12 protein-coding genes and 1 pseudogene are annotated in these 22,425 nt (G+C 59.1%); 11 read left to right on the top strand and 2 right to left on the bottom strand.

The annotated features are described in order from the left end of the window. The first annotated feature begins 82 nt into the window (after positions 1 to 82). The 8 genes from mtr to KW848_RS24565 all read left to right on the top strand — a co-directional run bounded on the left by mtr (position 83) and on the right by KW848_RS24565 (position 8,779). Positions 83 to 1,360: a tryptophan permease gene (gene mtr, locus KW848_RS24600; protein ID WP_218538360.1), complete on the top strand. Its 1,278-nt coding sequence runs from the start codon at positions 83 to 85 to the stop codon at positions 1,358 to 1,360. Positions 1,361 to 1,629: 269 nt separating this feature from the next. After that, a complete protein-coding gene (locus tag KW848_RS24595; protein ID WP_111451998.1) occupies positions 1,630 to 2,544 on the top strand; it encodes a glutamate/aspartate ABC transporter substrate-binding protein in 915 nt (304 codons plus the stop codon). Between the two features lie 193 nt (positions 2,545 to 2,737). After that, positions 2,738 to 3,484, top strand: a complete 747-nt coding sequence (locus tag KW848_RS24590) for an amino acid ABC transporter permease (protein ID WP_111451999.1) — start codon at positions 2,738 to 2,740, stop codon at positions 3,482 to 3,484. Beyond that, a complete protein-coding gene (locus KW848_RS24585; RefSeq protein ID WP_033053683.1) occupies positions 3,484 to 4,155 on the top strand; it encodes an amino acid ABC transporter permease in 672 nt (223 codons plus the stop codon). Before KW848_RS24590 ends, KW848_RS24585 begins: the two co-directional genes overlap by 1 nt. After that, complete coding sequence (locus KW848_RS24580) at positions 4,152 to 4,886, top strand: amino acid ABC transporter ATP-binding protein (protein ID WP_074874020.1); 735 nt, start codon at positions 4,152 to 4,154, stop codon at positions 4,884 to 4,886. Before KW848_RS24585 ends, KW848_RS24580 begins: the two co-directional genes overlap by 4 nt. A gap of 328 nt (positions 4,887 to 5,214) precedes the next feature. After that, entirely contained in the window at positions 5,215 to 7,116 is a 1,902-nt protein-coding gene (locus KW848_RS24575) for a sensor histidine kinase (protein ID WP_192410292.1), read from the top strand. After that, positions 7,113 to 8,441 (top strand): sigma-54 dependent transcriptional regulator, encoded by a 1,329-nt coding sequence (locus KW848_RS24570; protein ID WP_218538359.1) that lies wholly within the window; start codon positions 7,113 to 7,115, stop codon positions 8,439 to 8,441. The genes KW848_RS24575 and KW848_RS24570 overlap by 4 nt, the downstream gene beginning before the upstream one ends. 8 nt (positions 8,442 to 8,449) lie before the next feature. Next, on the top strand, positions 8,450 to 8,779 hold the full coding sequence (locus KW848_RS24565) for a GlpM family protein (protein WP_178082235.1): 330 nt from the start codon (positions 8,450 to 8,452) through the stop codon (positions 8,777 to 8,779). A gap of 115 nt (positions 8,780 to 8,894) precedes the next feature. On the opposite strand, the pseudogene KW848_RS24560 reads toward KW848_RS24565, so the two are convergent. After that, a pseudogene (locus KW848_RS24560) lies at positions 8,895 to 9,930 on the bottom strand (alpha/beta fold hydrolase). Positions 9,931 to 10,119: 189 nt separating this feature from the next. On the opposite strand from KW848_RS24560, the gene KW848_RS24555 reads away from it, so the two are divergent. The 3 genes from KW848_RS24555 to KW848_RS24545 all read left to right on the top strand — a co-directional run bounded on the left by KW848_RS24555 (position 10,120) and on the right by KW848_RS24545 (position 19,945). Continuing rightward, positions 10,120 to 15,711, top strand: a complete 5,592-nt coding sequence (locus tag KW848_RS24555; protein ID WP_218538358.1) for a dermonecrotic toxin domain-containing protein — start codon at positions 10,120 to 10,122, stop codon at positions 15,709 to 15,711. Between the two features lie 180 nt (positions 15,712 to 15,891). Then, positions 15,892 to 17,004: a hypothetical protein gene (locus tag KW848_RS24550; RefSeq protein ID WP_218538357.1), complete on the top strand. Its 1,113-nt coding sequence runs from the start codon at positions 15,892 to 15,894 to the stop codon at positions 17,002 to 17,004. A gap of 34 nt (positions 17,005 to 17,038) precedes the next feature. Continuing rightward, a complete protein-coding gene (locus tag KW848_RS24545; protein WP_218538356.1) occupies positions 17,039 to 19,945 on the top strand; it encodes a hypothetical protein in 2,907 nt (968 codons plus the stop codon). A 74-nt stretch (positions 19,946 to 20,019) separates the two neighbouring features. Here KW848_RS24545 and metE read toward each other — a convergent pair whose 3' ends face one another. Then, complete coding sequence (gene metE, locus KW848_RS24540; protein ID WP_218538355.1) at positions 20,020 to 22,332, bottom strand: 5-methyltetrahydropteroyltriglutamate--homocysteine S-methyltransferase; 2,313 nt, start codon at positions 22,330 to 22,332, stop codon at positions 20,020 to 20,022. Positions 22,333 to 22,425 lie beyond the last annotated feature (93 nt).

Below are 22,425 nucleotides of genomic sequence, written 5' to 3'. Positions count from 1 at the left end.
GCGCTGATCCTTTCGCACGCGCGGCCGGCAGCACAGCCCGCCGAAAGAACAGCCCTCTAATAATTCAAATGCAGGCCTTGCCATGCGCAGCACTTCTACGTCCTCTTCCACCTCATCCACTACCCCCGTCGCACTCGAACGGTCGCCTTCGGTGCTCGGCGGCGCCATGATGATCGGTGGCACCATTGTCGGCGCCGGCATGTTTTCGCTGCCGGTCGTCATGTCCGGCCTGTGGTTTTATGGCTCTGTCGCGGTCCTGTTGTTTGCCTGGTTCTGCACCTTGCATTCCGGGTTGATGATTCTTGAGGCCAACCTCAACTATCGTCCGGGCGCCAGTTTTTCAACGATCACCAAAGACTTGCTGGGTCGTCGCTGGAATGTGTTGAACGGATTGAGCATCGTGTTTGTCCTGTACACGCTAACTTACGCTTACATCTCGGCCAGCGGCTCGGTGATTCATCACAGCGCCCAATCATTGGAATGGAATCTGTCGGCACGTACCGGGGGCTGGTTTTTCACGCTGACGGTCGCGCTCATCGTATGGCTGAGCACGGCAGCGGTGAGCCGGGTGACCACGCTGATCTTTGGCGCAAAGATCATCGCGTTTTTCCTGACCTTCGGCGGGCTGCTCGGTCATGTGCAACCGGCGACGCTGCTCAATCGAAACGCCACGGATAGCCACTACCTCCCTTACCTGCTGATGACCCTGCCCTTCTGCCTGACGTCCTTCGGTTTTCACGGCAATGTTCCAAGCCTGGTGAAACACTTCGGCAAAGACCCGCAGCGTATCCGTGCCTGCCTAGTCAGCGGCACCCTCATCGCGCTTGGGCTCTACGTCGTCTGGATGGTTTGCAGCATGGGCAACATTCCCCGGGACGGGTTCAAGGATATCGCTCAGCGTGGCGGTAATATCGACGTACTGATCAGCGCGTTGGGAGCAATGCTCAACAGCGCAAAAATCGACGTGTTCCTCACATTTTTTTCCAACTTCGCCGTTGCTTGCTCCTTTCTCGGTGTGACCTTGGGGCTCTTCGATTATCTGGCCGATGTGCTGGGTTTTGATGACAGCCCGCGAGGTCGCTTGAAAACTGCGGCCACCACCTTTCTACCGCCCATGCTCTGCGGGTTGTTGTGGCCCGAAGGATTTATCCATGCCATCGGTTTCGCCGGTCTGGCGGCGACCCTCTGGGCCGTCATCACCCCGGCATTGCTGGCCAGCGCCTCACGCAAACGCTTTGGCAGCCCGCGGTATCGCGTCTGGGGAGGCCAGCCCATGATTGCCCTGGTGCTGTTTTTCGGCGTGATCAGCGCGGTTTCACATGTCCTGTTTTCACTGGGTTGGTTGCCGGTGTGGCGTTAGCAGGCCTGAACACCATTCGGTTTTCCGAACGCGACCAGTCGGTCGATTCGGATAACCGTATTTACCCACCATCAAAAATCTCGCCATAAATATTTAATCCCCTTATAAATCAATAGGTTGATCTATTCAGCCTGGCCTGGCACGAGTCATGCTCTACACTCTTGGACGAATGACAGCTGTGCCAACCCTTCAGGAGCCGGCAAGCATTCGAAGCACAAAAAAGAGCCGATGAACTGGCTCCATATAAAAACAATGTCGAGGAAAATTTGATGCGCATCGTTCCCCATCTCCTGGGCGCAGCCATTGCTGCCGCTCTGATCAGCACTCCAGTTTTCGCCGCCGAACTCACCGGCACCCTGAAGAAGATCAAAGAGTCCGGCGTTATCACCCTCGGGCATCGTGACGCTTCCATTCCGTTTTCCTACATCGCGGACGCTTCCGGCAAACCGGTTGGCTACTCCCACGATATCCAGCTGAAAATCGTTGAAGCCATCAAAAAAGACCTGGACATGCCGAACCTCCAGGTCAAATACAACCTCGTGACTTCGCAAACCCGTATCCCGCTGGTGCAGAACGGCACCGTGGACGTCGAGTGCGGCTCCACTACCAACAACGTCGAACGTCAGCAGCAAGTTGACTTCTCCGTCGGCATCTTCGAAATCGGCACCAAGCTGCTGTCCAAGAAAGATTCGCCTTACAAGGACTTCCCGGACCTGAAAGGCAAGAACGTCGTGACCACCGCTGGCACCACGTCCGAGCGCATCCTCAAGTCGATGAACGCCGACAAGCAAATGGGCATGAACGTCATCTCCGCCAAAGACCACGGCGAGTCGTTCAACATGCTGGAAAGCGGCCGCGCCGTGGCTTTCATGATGGACGACGCCTTGCTGGCCGGTGAAATGGCCAAGGCCAAGAAGCCAACCGATTGGGCCGTGACCGGTACTGCACAGTCCTACGAAATCTACGGCTGCATGGTCCGCAAGGGCGACGCACCATTCAAGAAAGCTGTGGATGACGCAATCATCGCGACTTACAAGTCCGGCGAGATCAACAAGATCTACGAAAAATGGTTCATGCAGCCAATCCCGCCAAAAAATCTGAACCTCATGTTCCCGATGAGCGACGAGCTCAAGGCCCTGATCGCCAATCCGACCGATAAAGCGGCTGACGAAAAGAAATCCTGATTTCTGACTAACCTTATCTCCTGAAAGGGCCACTGCCCTTTCGGGGGATAGTCACTCCCTGCTGGCATTTTTGGAAACACTCGAACCGGTGGCTGTCGAGCCGCTCGTGTGTGCCCGGTCTTCACGATCAGGGCGGGAACGGAGCTTCCCCAGGCGGGCACTTGTACATCGATCGATCTGAGGGGAGACCCTAATGAATTACAACTGGGACTGGGGCGTGTTCTTCAAGTCCACCGGAGTGGGCAGCGAGACGTATCTCGACTGGTACGCCTCCGGTTTGGGCTGGACCATCGCCATCGCCGTCGTGGCCTGGATCGTTGCACTGCTGCTGGGCTCGATGCTGGGCGTCATGCGCACCGTGCCGAACCGCATCGTATCGGGCATTGCGACCTGTTACGTCGAACTCTTCCGTAACGTGCCACTGCTGGTTCAGCTGTTCATCTGGTACTTCCTGGTGCCCGACCTGCTGCCTCAGAACCTGCAAGACTGGTACAAGCAGGACCTGAACCCGACCACCTCGGCTTACCTCAGCGTCGTCGTCTGCCTGGGCCTGTTCACCGCCGCTCGTGTTTGCGAACAAGTGCGTACCGGTATCCAGGCGCTGCCTCGCGGCCAGGAATCCGCCGCTCGCGCCATGGGCTTCAAACTGCCGCAAATCTACTGGAACGTGCTGCTGCCCCAGGCTTACCGGATCATCATTCCGCCGCTCACCTCGGAATTCCTGAACGTGTTCAAGAACTCTTCCGTGGCGTCGCTGATCGGCCTGATGGAGTTGCTCGCGCAGACCAAACAGACCGCCGAGTTCTCCGCCAACCTGTTCGAAGCCTTCACCCTGGCCACGCTGATCTACTTCACCCTGAACATGGGCCTGATGCTGCTGATGCGCATGGTCGAGAAGAAAGTCGCCGTACCGGGCCTGATCTCCGTAGGGGGTAAATGATGGAATTCGACTTCTCGGGCATCATCCCGTCCCTGCCGGGCTTGTGGAACGGCATGGTCATGACCCTGCAATTGATGGCGCTGGGCGTCGTCGGCGGGATCATCCTCGGCACGATCCTGGCGCTGATGCGCCTGTCCCACAGCAAACTGCTGTCGAACATTGCCGGCGCCTACGTTAACTACTTCCGCTCGATTCCACTGCTGCTGGTGATCACCTGGTTCTACCTGGCGGTGCCGTTCGTACTGCGCTGGATCACCGGCGAAGACACCCCGATCGGCGCATTTGCCTCGTGCATCGTGGCATTCATGATGTTCGAAGCGGCGTACTTCTGCGAAATCGTCCGGGCCGGCGTCCAGTCGATTTCCAAGGGTCAGATGGGTGCAGCCCAAGCCCTGGGCATGACGTATGGCCAGATGATGCGGTTGATCATCCTGCCGCAAGCGTTCCGCAAGATGACCCCGCTGCTGCTGCAACAGAGCATCATCCTGTTTCAGGACACCTCGCTGGTCTACGCGGTTGGTCTGGTGGACTTCCTCAACGCCTCCCGTGCCAGTGGCGACATCATCGGTCGCTCCAACGAGTTCCTGATCTTTGCAGGTCTCACGTACTTCACAATCAGCTTTGCCGCCTCGCTGCTGGTCAAGCGTCTGCAAAAAAGGTTTGCCGTATGATCTCTATCAAGAATGTCAACAAGTGGTATGGCGACTTCCAGGTACTGACTGACTGCAGCACCGAGGTCAAAAAAGGCGAAGTGATTGTGGTGTGCGGGCCGTCCGGTTCCGGCAAATCCACCCTGATCAAATGCGTCAATGCCCTGGAACCGTTCCAGAAAGGCGACGTGGTGGTCGATGGCACGTCCATCGCCGACCCGAAGACTGACCTGCCGAAACTGCGTTCGCGCGTTGGCATGGTGTTCCAGCATTTCGAACTGTTTCCGCACCTGACCATCACCGAAAACCTGACCATCGCGCAGATCAAGGTGTTGGGCCGCAGCAAGGAAGAAGCCACCAAGAAAGGCCTGCAACTGCTTGAGCGCGTCGGGCTGTCTGCCCATGCGCACAAGCACCCGGGCCAGCTTTCCGGTGGCCAGCAACAGCGTGTGGCGATTGCCCGTGCGCTGGCGATGGACCCGATCGTCATGCTGTTCGACGAACCGACTTCGGCGCTGGACCCTGAAATGGTCAACGAAGTACTCGACGTGATGGTGCAACTGGCCCACGAAGGCATGACCATGATGTGCGTGACCCACGAAATGGGCTTCGCCCGTAAAGTGGCGGACCGGGTGATCTTCATGGACCAGGGCAAGATCATCGAAGACTGCAAGAAAGAGGAGTTCTTCGGCGACATCAACGCCCGCGCCGAGCGTACGCAGCACTTCCTCGCCAAGATTCTGCAGCACTAAGAAAGGCACCGCTCCCCAAATGTGGGAGCGGGCTTTTGTGATGAGGGATTTTTTGGGGGGGTGAGTGGTTCTGTGGTGAGTGGGGATTCTGTGGCGAGGGGATTTATCCCCGTTGGGCTGCGAAGCGGCCCCAGCACTTCAAAGTCAAACCGTATGCGATGGGTTGACGACTGCTGCGCAGCCGAACGGGGATAAATCCCCTCGCCACAGAATCCCCTCTCACCACAGGACCCCCTCACCATTAAAGCCCCTCACCACAAAAGCCCGCTCCCACAGGGGCCGGTGGTGGTCTGGAGATTTGTGTTGTGGTTGACCCAAGGCATCTGTGATGAAATGCGACACCAATCTCTATCGCGCCGCGCCGCCATCACTCGCCGTGAAACCCCGTCTGATTCGCCATTTGTTCCTGCCGCCGCTGGTCATCGCCCTGATGATCGGATTGGGTTACCTCGGCTTCTGGGTCAGTGAACACTACGGGATTCGCAGCCTCAGCGAGAACGGCCAGCGCCAGCTGGAACTGCACGCCCGCGCCGTCGAGAGCGAGATCAGCAAGTACACCTACTTGCCCAGCCTGCTGGAACTCGAATCCAGCGTTTCAACGCTGTTGGCCGACCCGTCGCCAGAACACCGACAGACGGTCAATGAATACCTCGAAGGCCTGAACCGGCGCAGCCGCAGTCGGGCTATCTACGTGATGGACACCACTGGCCGGGTCATGGCCACCAGTAACTGGCGCGATGTCGACAGTTACCTGGGCGAAGACCTGTCCTTTCGCGCCTATTTCCAGAATGCCGTGCGCGGTCAGCCGGGGCGCTTCTATGGCATCGGCAGCACCAACGGCGAGCCCGGTTATTACCTGGCTCATGGCCTGGAAGAACACGGCAAGATCATTGGCGTCGCGGTGGTCAAGGTGCGCCTCGAAGCCATGGAAGAACGCTGGCAGCGCGCGCGGCTGGAAGCGTTCGTCAGCGATGAAAACGGCATCATCATTCTTTCCAGCGATCCGGCACGGCGCCTGAAATCGGTTGTGCCGCTGAGCGACGAGACCAAGGAAAAACTGGCCCGCAGCCTTCAGTACTACTGGTTCCCACTGAACGAACTGCAACCGCTGGCCCGTGAACAACTGGCCGAAGGCGAGGAAAAACTGACCTTCCCCGCCAACAGCGAAGTGGAATCCGATGAAGAGGACATCAGCTACCTCTCGCAAACCCGGCCATTGAGCGATACCCCGTGGAATTTCACCCTGCTCACCCCCCTGCAGGATTTGCGTCGCGAAGCGATCAATCAGGGGATTCTGGTGGCGGTGGCGTTTGCCCTCGTGGCGTTCCTGCTGATCGCCTGGAACGAGCGGCGCAAGGTCATTGCCACGCGCCTCGCCGCCCGGGAAGCCTTGCAGGAAGCCAACAATCAACTGGAGCGTCGGATTACCGAACGCACCACCGACCTGCGCGCCAGCAACGAACGGCTCAAGGGCCAGATCCGTGAACGACGTGTGGCTGAAGAGACGCTACGCCGTGCCCAGGATGAACTGGTGCAGGCCGGTAAACTCGCGGCCATCGGCCAGATGTCCACCAGCATCGCCCACGAATTGAACCAGCCACTGGCGGCGTTGCGGACCTTGTCCGGCAACACCGTGCGGTTTCTGGAACGTGGTCAACTGGACGTTGCCAGCACCAACCTCAAGACCATCAACGAATTGATCGACCGCATGGGCCGGATCACCGCGAGCCTGCGTTCGTTCGCTCGCCGCGGAGACGACAAAGGTCAGGCCAGCCTCGGCAAAGGGGTGGATGCAGCCTTGCAGCTGCTCGGTGGTCGCGTGGAAAGCGCGCATCTGCAACTGCACCGAGACTTCGCCGATGTGCAGGTGCAGATCGACCAGACCCGTCTGGAGCAGATTCTGGTCAATCTGGTCGGCAACGCCCTCGACGCCATGCAGGCACAGCCGCTGCCAGAACTATGGCTCGAAGGCGAAGAGTACGATGGCAAATATCGCCTTCGTGTACGCGACAACGGCCACGGCATCGACGCCGAAGCGCGCAAGCATTTGTTCGAGCCGTTCTTCACCACCAAACCCGGCGAACAGGGCCTGGGCCTTGGCCTGACCCTTTCCGCCAGCCTGGCCGCCGCCACTGGCGGGCACCTGGGTGTCGAGCACCCGGCCAGCGGTGGTACCACTTTCGTCCTCAGTTTACCGTTGGTAAGCCCCACTCACGCCGAGCCAATATGAACAACGACCTTAGTGTGCTGATCGTCGAAGACGACCCCCATGTGCTGCTCGGCTGCCAACAGGCGCTGACCCTGGAAGACATTCCCTGCGTGGGCGTCGGCAGCGCCGAAGAAGCGCTGGAGCGGGTCGGCGACAACTTCGCCGGCATCGTCATCAGCGACATCCGCCTGCCGGGCATCGACGGTCTGGAATTGCTGACCCGTCTCAAGGCCCGCGACCGCAGCCTGCCGGTGGTGCTGATCACCGGTCACGGCGACATCTCCATGGCCGTCGGCGCAATGCAGAAAGGCGCCTATGACTTCATGGAGAAACCTTTCTCCCCCGAGCGTCTGGTCGATGTAGCACGCCGTGCGCTGGAGCAACGCAGCCTGGCGCGGGAAGTCTCTTCGTTGCGTCGGCAACTGGCGGAACGGGATTCCCTCGAAGGCCGGATCATCGGCCGCTCGCCCGCCATGCAGAACCTGCGGGAACTGATCGCCAACGTCGCCGATACGTCGGCCAACGTGCTGATCGAAGGCGAAACCGGCACCGGTAAAGAGTTGGTTGCGCGTTGCCTGCACGATTTCAGTCGGCGGCACACCAAGCAGTTCGTCGCGCTGAACTGCGGTGGCCTGCCGGAGAACCTGTTCGAAAGCGAAATCTTCGGCCATGAAGCCAACGCCTTTACCGGCGCCGGCAAGCGCCGGATCGGCAAAATCGAACACGCCGACGGCGGCACGCTGTTCCTCGACGAAGTGGAAAGCATGCCGCTACCGCTGCAAATCAAGCTGCTGCGGGTGTTGCAGGAACGCACCCTGGAACGCCTCGGGTCGAACCAGAGCGTGGCGGTGGATTGCCGGGTGATCGCGGCGACCAAGTCCAATCTGGACGAGTCGAGCAAGGCGGGCGAATTTCGCAGCGACCTGTATTACCGCTTGAACGTGGTGACCCTCGAATTGCCACCGCTGCGCGAACGCCGCGAAGACATCCTGCAATTGTTCGAACACTTTCTGCAGCAGTCGTCCCTGCGCTTCGACCGTGCCGTGCCGGACCTGGACAACCAGACCCTGTCGAACCTGATGAGCCACGACTGGCCGGGCAACGTACGCGAACTGCGCAACGTCGCTGAGCGTTTTGCCCTCGGTCTGCCGGCCTTCAAGAAATCCGGCGCCAGCGGCAGCAATCAGGGCCTGGCCTTCGCCGAAGCGGTAGAAGCGTTTGAACGCAACCTGCTGAGCGACGCATTGCAGCGCAGTGGCGGCAACCTGACCCAGGCCAGTCTGGAACTCGGGATGGCCAAGACCACGCTGTTCGACAAAGTGAAGAAGTACGGGCTGAGCCACTGATGGACCTGATCCTCAAAGCAACCCTGGGCGCAGCCGTGGTGGTGATCCTCGCCGCACTGGCCAAGACCAAAAACTATTACATCGCAGGATTGGTGCCGCTGTTTCCGACCTTTGCGCTGATTGCGCATTACATCGTCGGCAAGGGTCGCTCGCTGGAGGATTTGAAGACCACCATCGTGTTTGGGATGTGGTCGATCATTCCTTACTTCATCTACCTGGCGACGTTGTATGTGATGGTGGACCGGATGCGGCTGGAGGCTTCGCTCGCTGTGGCAGCGGTGGCTTGGTTGATGGCGGCTACGGTGCTGGTTTCGGTTTGGGTCCACTTCCAGAATTGAGCGCAAATCACTGTGGGAGCGAGCCTGCTCGCGAAGGCGGTGTTTCAGCCAACATTAATGCCAGCTGACACTCCCTCTTCGCGAGCAAGCCCGCTCCCACAGTTGGATTGGGGGGTTACAGGAGGTTGTGTTCAGCCACCGGATCAATCTGCGCCCAATGCGAGGTGTCTTCGCGATGGGCCTGCAAATACGGCAACACCGCTGCCAGCAACGGCGCCTTGAACGCTTCCTGGAATCGATGCGCCAGCCCAGGAATCAGCTTCAACTGACTGCCGCGGATATGCGCCGCCAGATGAACGCCGTGCATGACCGGCAGCAACGGATCAGCAGTGCCGTGAACCACCAGCGTCGGTACGCGCAGTTGATTGAGCAGCGCCACACGACTGCGCTCGGCGAGGATCGCCATGATCTGGCGCTTCACGCCTTCGGGGTTGAACGCCCGGTCATAAGACAGTGCCGCCTGATGCAGTAGCACTTGCCGATCATCGCTTACCGTCGGGCTGCCCAGCGCCGCCAGCAAATCGGCTTGCTGCTCCAGTGCCACCTCGCGATTGGGCGCCCCACGACGCGACAACAGTTGCACCAACGCCGCACTCGGCGCCGGCAAGCCTTCGGCCCCGGAGCTGGTCATGATCAGGGTCAGGCTCTCGACCCGTTGCGGCGCCATCGCCGCCATGTGCTGGGCGATCATCCCACCCATGCTCGCGCCCAGCACGTGGAACTGCTCGACGTGCAACGCATCCATCAAGCCAAAGGCATCGTCTGCCATATCGGTCAGGGTGTACGGCGCCGACACCGGCAAACCCAGTTTGTAGCGCAGCACTTCGAAGGTCAGGTTGGCGTCAGGGGGGGGGTTGCCGCCAGGTCGAGAGCCCGACATCGCGATTGTCATAGCGAATCACCCGAAAACCCTGCTGACACAGCGCAACCACCACCTCGTCCGGCCAGTGAATCAACTGCCCGCCCAGGCCCATCACCAGCAACAACGCAGGGTCCGAGGCACGGCCGATGCTCTGGTACGCCAGGCTCACCTGTGCCAGATCGACCCGTTCGGTCGGAACATTGATATCGCAACGAGACGCCGCCAGGGACGGCAGGCCGAACAACAGCGCGGCCAGGAAAACCGCTGTGGAAAAAAATCGTGCACGCATGAAAAACACCGAAACGCAGGACTCCAGTAGAGCGCGAGTCTGATGAAGTTTGTTCAAGCGCGCTGCCACAGTTACATGACAGTTTGATGAAGTTCGCTGAACGGTCAATGCGATAACTATGTACCACCACCGCCCGAGCCCCTTCGCATTCAATGCCTGCCAACCGTCCACCTTGAAGCCAGGCACACCATGCTCGAACAACATCACGACACTGACCCAATCACCCTCAGTGATTTTGGCCTCGCACTCGCCACCATCCCGGCGATGCAGAATGAACATTCGTTCCTCCAGGCCTCGCAGCGCTGGCGAGACAGCCAGCAGCAAATGCTCAAGCTCATGGCGACCTCCCCCAGCGTTCACAGCCTCTTGACGCAAACGCTCAAGCAACGACTGGATCTGGATGGCGAGCGGGTCGGCCTGTTTTTTCCGGCCACCGCCGAGCGCTCTTCGCGCCGTTGCAGCCTGACAGAAGCCTGCGCCTTCCTGCTGCAACAACCGGATCTGGACCCGCGGCATATCCCCACCTGTCGGGTGACGGGGATCGATCGCAGCCATCGACACTTCGCCACCTCTGCCGTCGAGCTGCTCAAACAACTCAAGGCCCTGGGTCTGAAGCAGCGCCTGACGGACGGCTGGAACACGTACTGGAACGGCCGAGCCAATGGCTCGCCATTATCAAGACGGCACCTGGCCGCCCGGTTGTACCGCACACACGTTGACGCTGCAGGCCAGCTGGCCGTCGCCGAGGGTGCGTTAAGTGCCGAGCAGTTAAAGCCGCTGCTGGCGATCCTCGATCCTGTCGACGGAAAGTCCGAAGTGGCAGGCCAGCGAGTCATCGCCGAACAGTTGGCCCTGCAACGCGCTGACAATCGTTTCGCCAAACTTCCTGGTGTGCTGGGCATCAGCCTTTACGGGGGACAATCCACCGAGCAGTTGCTGTATTTGCCCACCCACCGGCCAGCGCTGTTGCACTTCAGTCAGCGCAGCGAGCTGGACAGCTGGCTGATCAGGCATCAACACGAAATCCCCTGGAGTGTCACGACTGACGGTCACAGCGTCGTCGACTACAACAACCCGAGTGCCCCGCTGGAGGTCGGTGCAGCCCAATTACTGGAGCGTTTGCATGCCATTCAATTGGAAAGCGTATGCACCGGCCTTGGCGACGACATTGCCGAACAGGCGGCCTATGCACTGCTCGCTGTCAATCAAGTCGACGCGCAACGCCGCGCAAAAGGAGGCTTTAGCGAAGCGCCGGACCTCCCCGCACCGGTACACGAGCAGGACGATCAGGCGCTCGCCCCCTCCTTCCCGCTCGGTAATCCCGGGCACGAATTCTCTTTGTTCGTGCGCAAGGCCGCACTCAGGCAGCAATACAGCGCCATCGAAAACATGCTGAAAAAACACGATCAGGAGACGTTCGACAATCCACAGGTGACAGCGCTCAAGGCCCTGTTTGCATCCCTGGACGAGGCCGACCAGGCCGCCATGACCGCGGCATCCGCCCTGCTGGAACGCGAGCGCGTTTTCGATACGTCGACGATCAACATTCAATACACCGCACTCTATCAGGCGAGACTCAAGGCCCTGCAAGCCGAGGCCAACATCCAACTCAAGCTGGAGCAGATCGATACCGCCGAACACAAGCTGCTTGAAGCCGTGTTGAAAACGCCTGCCAGCGCCGATCGCTCCGATCAGAGCGCCGCTGCCTTCGTGACCTTATCGGTCAGCGAAACCGGCGACGTTGAAACCGTTGCGCAGCGCCAGGAGCTGGAGGGGCTGCTGGTTTTCGCCGACACCGCGACGCTGCAAGACCCGTCCTCAACGCAAAGCCTGTTGCTCTACTGCACCGGTGCTGGCGGAGGTTTGCAACGGTTCGCCAATCGCCGGGAAATGGAGCGTTCCCTGTTTAAACTGCATGCCGCCGACGGGCACGCGGCGTTGCACCTGACCCCGATCGCCACCGACCCTTTCGAGTACAGCTTGCATCGACAAGTTACGACCTTCGAACGCCGCGCAGCCGAGATCCGCCAGCAATACCCCATCGATTCCCAACCCGCACAACACGCGAACGCACTGGGACAGTTACGCGAGCAGACGCTTGCCGCCCTGCAGGTGCCCAGCCACCAGAACCGCGACCTCGCTTTCGCACAAATCGTCGAGCAAAACCTGAGCGCACGATTGACCCGCCAGTTCCCCCAATGGCTCACCCAGGCATCACCGGGTGAACGCTTGCAGCTCAATGCATTGATCGAACGCTATGTACCAGCCTTGCAACGCGCCCACGCGTTACACGAGCTCACTTTGCCGCTGGTCAGTGACTTCGCCGCCAAACGCATCGATGCCCGGCTGCGCAAGGATTTCTCACTCCAGCACAGCTTCGCCGTGCAATTGGACCTGCCTGATGCAGTGACATCCGAACAACACTTCACCGTGGCCCCAGGCGCACCGGGAACGCCGACCAAAACCGTATGGGTCGCCAGCCAAAGCCGCAGCAAACTGTCGATCCATGAGCTGGCGCTGCTGAACATCGACGACAGCATCAAGCAGCGCTTGAGCTTCATGCGTGTCGAAGTCACCGCCAGCTCCGATACCGAGCGCGATGCGCTGGTCAAAGGCATCACCCTGTCGTACCTGTGCGCCCTCGTGCCGGAACTCGATCTGGCGCGTCACTACGAAGAGCTGATACGCAGCACCTACAGCGGACCTGCGACAGCATCGGCGTTCGAACGTGAATACCACCACGAATGCCTGCTCGAACCCTACCGCTTGCAACTCGCCATTCAGGGACGCTTTGCCCTCCTGCGAGGTGCAATCAACGCCACCGAGTGGCAAATCCTCAACGTCGCGATTGAAGCTGCGACGGCGCAGGACTGGTCCGCCAATGGCCAGCAGATCGTACTGCTGCCCGCGTTGTTGAGCGCGGGAGGCAAAGATACGGACTACAAGCCAACCACCCTGTCGGGCATTACCTTCATTGAGGAGAAAATCAGCGGACTCACGCTGCTGTACCTGCCCGACACCCCGGACGGCGTGTTCCTGCGCCGATACGACAGTCTGGAGCAAGCCCGAAAGGCGTTGTTCGATCTGTGCCTTGGCAGTGAAATGGCCAACTATCTGGCAGAGCGCGCCCTTGATGGCCTGAAGGCAAATCACTTGGGCCGCATCACGCAAGCCTTGCTGAAAAACTTCGACGGGATCATCGGCGTCGGGCGCCCGTGGCCCAAAAGCACTTCATTACCAGCCCATCTATTGCATGCCGAGATGGGCCGCCTGATCCTGGCTCATCGCAACACCTCACGCTCCAACAGCGAACTCTTTCTGGAGCAATACGCAGTCAAGGGCGAGAAGGTGTTCACCTATTTGAAAATGGCCATTGGCGTCTTGCCCATCATCGGTACCGGTGTCGGCCTCTATGATGCCTGGAACAGCGCCAATCAAGCCGTCGCGGCCTTTCGCAAAGGTAATCACGTGCAAGGCATGGCTGAAATAACCATGGTGTTGCAGGCGTTGATCGATGCAGGCATGGACTTTCTCTCGGGTTTCAGCTTGCGACTCAGCGCGATCCGCACACGAACGTTTCATCGCCAGTTGAGCAGGATGTTCAGAGGCACTGACGCTTCGTCCACACCGCTGATATCGGCACGAGAGGCCCGGCACATCGCAGCCCGATTCGCTGGCTATCACTACGAAAAACCAGTTTCCCTGGCGGGCCTTCAACCCGGTACGGACGGCGTTTATCGCAATGTCTATCGACACGCCGACGGTGACTTCATTGTCAGGTACGGAATCATCTACAAGGTGGAATTGCATGACGGGGCCTGGCGGCTGAGCGGGACTCAGCTCAAAAGCTATAAACAACCCGTAGCCCTCGATGCCAGCGGGCAATGGAACACTCACTTCGCCGTTTACGGGACTGCCTTCAATGGCGGCCTGGCGGGAGGGGGTGGGGTACAAAGTTACCTGGCCAACAGGCTTGATCCGATCTGGCCGACGGTCATCCGCGAGCGACTGCCGCGTTGGTGGGTCGATCGGGTTTTTCGGCGCCAACAAGCACTGACAGCCAGCACCGATACCAGGATCGAGCAACTGAGCACCCTGAGCAAGCGCACAAATGAGGCGCTGGAGCGCTACAAAATCAGCCCACCTCAAACCCACATGGCACAAATCAAGCACCTGGACGCCGCTTGCCTGAAAGAAATAGAACTGGCCAAAACCGGTTACCTGGAACTCGAAGAACTGTTGCCGTTGAGCCATGGCAACAAACGGGCAGGTATTAACGACGTAAAAAGCCGAATGGCCTGGGTGATAGTGGACCGCTCACTGCACCGGTTGAGGTTTGGCGCCAGGCGCATCGCTCAGCACCTGGAGGAACTCGACGATTTTGCAAACCAGTCGGATACTCTGCCCAACACAGACTTCAAGCCCATATTGAGCCTTCTGCAACAGCGCAAAAATGCACGGGTAGGGATGGTCAAGGCGCTCGAATTGATCGACGCGACCAGCGCACAGATTGATGAATGGAGCAAACGCATCACCAATGACGCTCAACGAAGAGTCGTAGCGACAGAAAAAAACAAAATGGCAGCCGCATTGCTGCCGGAGAACCGGCAGTACCTGAAAACGGGTCAATACTTGCAAGTCGTCAGTCGGTTTGATGCGGTTAATGATGTCTCCTGGTTTTATCTGCAAACCCAGATGGCTGACGCACGGGCCAGGATCGATCGGGTCCTGGCTACCCAACACTGTCTTCACCAAGTGAACGCCCGCCCCGCGGAACGCACCAGGATTCTTGAAGAGTGTCTGGCGGCCTACGATCAATTTCGCAAGGAGCTGACGGCATGGACAGCCAGCTATCCTCAACATTTCGATCTCACCTATGTCCCGCTGCTCCTGGACGGCATAGAAAAAACCGCCGAACGAGCTCGCCAGGCCATCAGGCAAACATCTGTGCCACGGCCGACCGGGCCTATCGTGAAAAAGATCTTTGAAACCGAACAAGGTCAATTGTTGATCGGTGACGTGATCAGCGGCCAGGATCGATTCACACTCAAGGGCATCGATGGCTATACCGAAAACTGGTTGCCAGGGTTACACGGCAAATACCGTCTGCAGGAGAATCCCCTGCGGGTCAGCCAACAGCATGCCCCCACGGATGTCAGGCCTTTGTTGGCGGAGGCAAAGAGTCGCCTGAACACCCAGGCGGCGTACCAGGACAAGGTCGAAGCCTACGCCAGGCAAAAAATGCTGCCCGTCGACCTTGAACACATGATGCTGACTGAAGCCACCGAGCTTCGCCTGCGCGCCAGCCAGATCGAACGCCTCGACCCCCAGGCCCCTCTCATCGGGCAACTGCGCGAAAAGGCTGCCGAACTGACGCGCAAAGGACAAGACTTACGCATCCGGCACTCCCTCATCAGCCAGACGCCCACAGAGGGGTATCTGGACTATCTGCTCAAACAGGGTGCGGTGCAGATTCGCAAGAACGGTGAATTGACCGAGCTCGCACGCCCGAAGAACGGGCGCAGGGACTTCCTGCAGGAGTACGAAGTGCTCGACCTGACGCAAACTCCGGCACAGCCCCTGTGGTATGCCCATTTTCATTACAACAAGCCCCAACCGCGCTTCGACGAGTTCGTCAGAGCCCATCTCAAAACAGCGCAACAACGCCAACTCGGCCTGCAATGGCAACAAAAACAGGCGCAAACCGGTGCGCCGGTCGACTCTATCTGGCGTGGTGAAATCGGCAGGCCGTTAGCCTTGCAGCACTTCCAGAACCTCTGACACCACCAGCGCCGGGGGGCGGTAATGCCCCTGCGGCGTATAGGCGAAGCTTGCCACCCGTCTGAAAAGTGCCTTGACCTGTCACATTTGACAGTAGCCGGTTTCAACGCCGGAACCTTAAATAAGAGCCCATCCGCTGTGATCTGGCGGCATCAGTTCGCTCTGACTTGAGGACACATCATGAATATTGACGAACAACTGGTGGAAAATAGCCCCGCCCGGTTTGCCACCTCGATCGTGAGCGAAAGCAGGCTTGATATTCCCGGCGCCCTCACGGCGATCGAAGACGCGGATGTGGGCATCAACCGAACGTTGGCCCGAGGCAACATCAACGGTATGGCGATCGTTATTCCCCCCACACAAATCTTCGTCGGTGACCGGGTGGAAGTGTTCATTCGCCACCCGACCTCGCCCGCCCTGCCGATCATCTGGTTCACCGTGCCAAGTGACTATAACGGCGAGCCGCTCTTGAGAAGAGTCCAGGTCAAGGACATTCCCGAGGGCTTCAGTACCTGGTTCTACCGGGTCAATAGCGTGGAGTCGGGGCATCTTGAGGTGTTCGTCAAAACCGAACTGCCCGGGGGAATCGACCCACAACCGGAATACCCGGGCCACAGGTTATTGCGGCCCCCCGTCATTACGCCGTCGATCATCGACGGCACACAGGACGTCATTGTCACCGTGCAGCCCTGGCAGGGCATGCGCCCCAACGATACCGTGGCGATTCAGTATGTCGGCTGGCGCATCGCACACAAGGTTCTGAAGTCCGAGATCGGTCAACCGGTCGAGCTCACGATTTCCCAGGAAATGATCGCGGCCGACGGCAGTGGCCAGGCCTTGCTTCAGTACTGGGTAACTGACGAGGTGGGCAACATGGCCTCTGACCACTCGATCGGGTTGATGGTCTATATCCAGGACGCCAATCACGCACAACGCCTGCCCGCCCCGGTGGTGTCCGAAACCGATCAGGACAACGCCATCTACATGACTGCGCTAGGGGCCAAGTCCGTCATCGTGACGGTCGCGACCCCGGCCTCGGTCTTTGCCCCAACGGATGTGGTGGAACTCGACTGGCGAGGCGAACCCCGCACAGGCCTGCCCCAGCTGTTCACCGACTCTCGAACGGTTGCCTCCCAGACAGCGCTGACCTTCGAGGTGTCCAACGCCGTGGTCCAGCGCCTGGCCGGTGGTTTTGCCAACGTGGCGTACACGCAAGTCACCGCCAGCGGCGAACGCCGACGCTCGAAGTACGTCCAGGTCTTCATTGTCGGCAACACCCGCAGGATCGATTGACTCCCATTACCCACCTGTTCAGAGGTAATCCGCCATGAGCGTTTTCAACACACCCGAGCCCCCTGTCAAAGCACGGCAAATTGACCTGCTTCCACCGCTGCCAAAACCCGGCGATATCAGAGTCAATAGCGTTCCTGTGCTCGTGATAACCAGCTTGATCAGCCTGCTGGCGGATGATGAGGCCGAATACGGTATCAATAGACGCGCGTTCCAGGAAGAAATAAACCAGCTAAAAGGGCTGATAACGGCGATCGACCCGTGGAGCAGCATGTCGGCAGGTGATCACTGGATAGTTGAAGCGATCTACTCGTCTGGGATCCCGATCACACTTGCGAATGGCACTGTCAGTGATACACAGGTGAATCTACGGATACTCCAGGTCATCTCACAGAATGATTTGCCCGACGGCGTGTGCGATCTGGTGGTCGGCGTACGCAGGATCAGCAATGTCGGGGGCGACTACGAACGCTCACCGGCACTGAAAGTACTGATCAAAACCACCCTGCCCGGCGGACCGGACCCGGATCCGACGGAGGCTTTCCATCAGGGACTGGCGCCTATCGAGGTGGAGCGGGACATCCTCGATAACGGCGTCACCAAGGACTATCTGGACGACAACAACGGGGTGCCCATCACCATCGCGCCCTACGAGAACATGCGCAAGAACTCCACCATTTTTGTCCTGTGGGGAGATAAAAAGATCGAGCTGCCCCTGGTCACTACCAGCCAGGTTGGCAAGCCCATAAAGTTCACGATCCCTAAAAACCTCCTGACGAATCTGCCCCCCGTAAATCCTTTGCGGCTCACTTATCACCTTAAGGATGTGGTGGACAATCACAGCGCTGCCGATGCGCCTCCGATCTTCTTCCTGTTCGACCCCACGCTCGTGCTACTCGAACCCCCCGTTATCGACAAGGCGGATGGCGAACAACAGCTCGACCTTGATGCACTGCTGGGGGAGGACGTCGAAACACATATCTTCTCCTCCAAAGTCAGTTTTGTACCTGGGGACGTGGTGGATCTGAGCTGGCGCGGCGTCAGCGCTGGTGGCCGTCAGGTGCCCGTGGATATGCAATGGAAACCCGAAGCGTCGAGCCGTTCGCACACGTTCATGATTCCCTATGACCGGGTCCACCTGATCGCTCGGGGTTTCGTCAAAGTTGACTATAGACTGACCCAAGCCGCCAAACCCACCACCCCGCGCTACTCACGCACGACCTACGCCAAGATGATCGGCATGCCCCTGAAGCTGGCTGCACCTGTGGTGCCTGAAGCCAAAGGGGGGTCTGTCGCGGTAGACACCGACCCGGCCCACGTGATCGTGAAAAGCCAGCCAGGGGCCATCATTCTCAACGATGTCGTTTACATTTACTGGTACGTCATAACGGCGGCAGGAATAGAGGATTTCTACGCGGCGTCCAGCCCCGTCAGCGCGGATATGGTGGACAAGGACATCGAGTTCACCGTCCCCAAAGACCATATTGAAAAATGGGAAGGGGCCAAGGTACTGGTCGAGTACACCGTCCGCCGCAAAGACACTGAAGACGTGGGTTCCGAAACCCTGGTGCTGGAAATCGGCGACATCACGGCCCAATTGCTGCGACCGGAAGTCATCGATGCGAAAGACGATGTGTTGATCCCGGAAAATGTACCCAACGGTGCAGCGGTCACCATCGAGCCTTATCCCGGCATGCGTGCCCTGCACATCGTCAGGCTCGACTTCATTGGGGCCAACCAGCAGGACTCCTGGTCGTCACCGCCGATAGAGGTGCAGCCTGAAATGGTGGGCAAAGACATTACGCGAACCGTGCCCTTCGAGAAACTGCTGGCCAATCGAAACAACACCGTCGAGCTGGTCTATACCGTCACCAACCCCTTTACCAAAACCCAACGGGTTTCGGAACGGCGGCGATTGAACATCGGCTCACCGATTCCGAACCCGGACATCACGATAGTCAAGGACGGCAATGGCAGCGATATCCCCCGCAACAGCCAGACATTTGCCACCCGGGCAACGCTGACGGGCACTGCTGGAGTGAGTGTCCCCGTAGAACTGCGCAACCATGGCGTGATCGTGGCCACACCAACCTCCACCGCAGGGAAAACCTGGTCACACACCCTCACCACCCTGGCGCCGGGCTCGTACAGTTTCACCGTGCAGAACCCCGGCACAAACCGGCCCTCCGCCATCTGGGCCTTTGTTGTGCAGGAAGCGCAGACGCCTACCATTACTTCCGTCACGACTGGTGACCGCCAGGTACCCAATAACGGCGCAACCTACTACCAGAGCAACATCATCATTCAAGGCAAGGCAACCCCGAAACAGCAGGTCGACGTCTATGATGGCGACGCCAGTCTCGGGCGCTTCCCGGTTGCAGACAACGGCGTGTGGACGGTCCCTGCGCGGTGGTTCGCAGTGACCAGGCATGTCATCACGGCGCGAACCATCGATGGTTCCAAACAATCGCTGCCACACGCTTTCACCGTTCAGCAAGGGTTGTTAAGCGATCTTGCAGATTTCAAATACGTGGCCTGGCAAGGTTGGGCCCCGGGCGGGGCGGGTGGTGGCGCGAGTGACTTTTCATTTTACGCGGCTCCCGGAAGGGGCTTTTACGCGCTGAACAACTACACCTATACGATGCGTTCACACGGTACGGTATTGCAAAAGTCCTTCTATAACTTGCAACCGGGGGCCATGTACCGATACCAATTTGCCGTAGCCCGAATGGATGGCCGTCACGACTCTCCGGTGCTTCGCTTAAGCACCAGCACAGGTGCCGCATCGCCTTATCAGACGATTGGCTCCTTTAACTGGATGGTTCTGGATTTGTATTTCACGCCGAACGTTCCTGAGGTAACGCTTTATCTCGACAGCGGCCAGCCCAGTGGCAACGGCAATGATTACGACATGGCCTGGGTCGTTCTGAGCAAAGTGACTTAAGCAGTAAAAACCCGCTGACCGTTAACCGGTCAGCGGGTTTTGTTTTGCCGGGGCGACATTTACGGAACGAGGACTTAAGCCAGTTGACTCCTCAACTGCCGCGCCGCCGCCACCATGTTCACCAACGCCGCCTCAGTCTCCGGCCACGCCCGGGTCTTCAGCCCGCAATCGGGGTTCACCCACAACCGCTCAGCCGGAATGCGCTTCACGGCTTTGCTCATCAACTTCACCATTTCCGCCGTGTCCGGCACCCGTGGCGAGTGGATGTCATACACGCCCGGCCCGATGTCATTCGGGTAGTCGAAGGCCTCGAAAGCCTCCAGCAATTCCATGTCCGAGCGCGAGGTTTCGATGGTGATCACATCGGCGTCCATCGCCGCAATGGACTGGATCACGTCGTTGAATTCGCTGTAGCACATGTGAGTGTGGATTTGGGTTTCGTCCCGCACACCGGAGGCGCTCAAGCGGAACGCTTCTACCGCCCAGTCGAGGTATTCCTGCCATTGCGCACGGCGCAGCGGCAAGCCTTCACGGAAGGCGGCTTCGTCGATCTGCACGATCTTGATACCGGCAGCTTCCAGGTCCACCACTTCGTCACGCAGGGCCAGCGCCAGTTGCTGCGCCTGGATTTTGCGCGAGACGTCTTCACGCGGGAACGACCACATCAGCATGGTCACGGGACCGGTGAGCATGCCTTTCATGACCTTGTCGGTCAGGCTTTGCGCATAGGTGATCCAGTCGACCGTCATGGCGTTCGGCCGACTCAGGTCACCATAGATGATCGCCGGTTTCACACAGCGCGAACCGTAGCTTTGCACCCAGCCAAAACGGGTGAACAGGTAGCCGTCCAGTTGCTCGGCGAAGTACTCGACCATGTCGTTGCGTTCGGCTTCACCGTGCACCAGCACGTCCAGCCCCAGGCGTTCCTGGACTTGCACGGCATGGCGGATTTCGCTGTGCATGGCGTCGGTGTAATCGTTGGCCGACAGCTTGCCTTGCTTGAACGCCTGGCGCGCCAGACGAATCGAACCGGTCTGCGGAAACGAGCCGATGGTGGTGGTCGGGAAGGCCGGCAGTTTCAATCGCGCACGTTGCTGTTCGATGCGTTTGGCGAACGGCGAGTGCCGTTGGCTGTCCTTGTCACGGATGGCGCTTATCCGTGCCTGCACCTCGGCTTTGTGGATACGCGGCGACTCGGCGCGACTGGCCTGAATCCCACGGCTTTTGGCGAGGGCGGCTTGCACCTTGGGTGATTGCGGGTCGTTCAGGGCATCGCGCAGCACGGCGATTTCACCGCACTTCTGCACGGCAAATGCCAGCCAGCTTTTCAGTTCCGGGTCGAGTTTGTCTTCGCGATCCAGATCCACCGGGCTGTGCAGCAGCGAGCAGGAACTGCTGACCCACAGGTTGTCGCCAAAGCGTTCCTGGGCCGGTTGCAGTTGCGCGAGCACTTGCTCCAGTTCGCAGCGCCAGACGTTGCGACCGTTGACCAGGCCCACCGAGAGAATCTTGTAGGTCGGCAGACGGTCCAGCACCTGGCCGAGTTGATCCGGGGCGCGCACGGCATCGATGTGCAGGCCTTGTACTGGCAGGCTGACCGCCAGGCCGAGGTTGTCTTCCAGACCGCTAAAGTAAGTAGCCACCAGTTTTTTCAGCGGCGAATATTGAAGGATGTGATAGGCGCGCTCGAAGGCGTTTTTCCAGGCCTGTGGCAGGTCAAGGGTCAGGATCGGTTCGTCGATCTGCACCCATTCCACGCCCTGAGCGGCGAGACGGCCGAGGATTTCACCGTAGATTGGCAGCAGGCGTTCCAATAGGTCGAGCTTGTCGAAGTCATTGCCTTTGGCTTTGCCCAGCCACAGGTAAGTCAGTGGACCGATGATCACCGGTTTGACGTTGTGGCCGAGGGCCTTAGCTTCGTCGACTTCGTCGAACAGCTGTTCCCAGCTCAGTTTGAATTGTTGATCAGCGCTGAACTCCGGGACCAGGTAGTGGTAGTTGGTGTCGAACCATTTGGTCAGTTCCTGGGCGTATTGCGCTTTGCTGTGTTCGCCGCCGCAGCAGGCCGTCGTGGCGCCACGGGCCATGGCGAACAGGGTGTCGAGGGTTGGCAGGCCGCGCGAGTCCTTGGCGCTGTCGAAACGCTCGGGAATCACACCGAAGGTCAAGGAGTGGGTCAGGACCTGGTCGTACCAGGCGAAGTCGCCCACGGGCAGCAGGTCGATGCCGGCGTCTTTCTGCAATTGCCAATGGGTGGCGCGCAATTGGCGGCCGACGCTTTTCAGCGCGTCCTGATCCAGATCGCCCTTCCAGTAGGATTCGAGGGCTTTTTTCAGTTCGCGGTCAGCGCCGATGCGCGGGAAACCCAGTGTGTGTGCCAAGGCCATGTGAAATTGCTCCCTCTAAAAGTTGCTGTAAAACATGGCGCTATTGTCGACAGCTAACCCAACATGAGACAAACTCAACCTTTTCGTGTTGAT

Origin of the sequence: Pseudomonas sp. PDM25 (assembly GCF_019219045.1) — a bacterium.
Taxonomy (GTDB): domain Bacteria; phylum Pseudomonadota; class Gammaproteobacteria; order Pseudomonadales; family Pseudomonadaceae; genus Aquipseudomonas.
The sequence above is the reverse complement of the archived record's forward strand: the minus strand, read 5'-3'. Positions and strand labels throughout refer to the sequence as shown.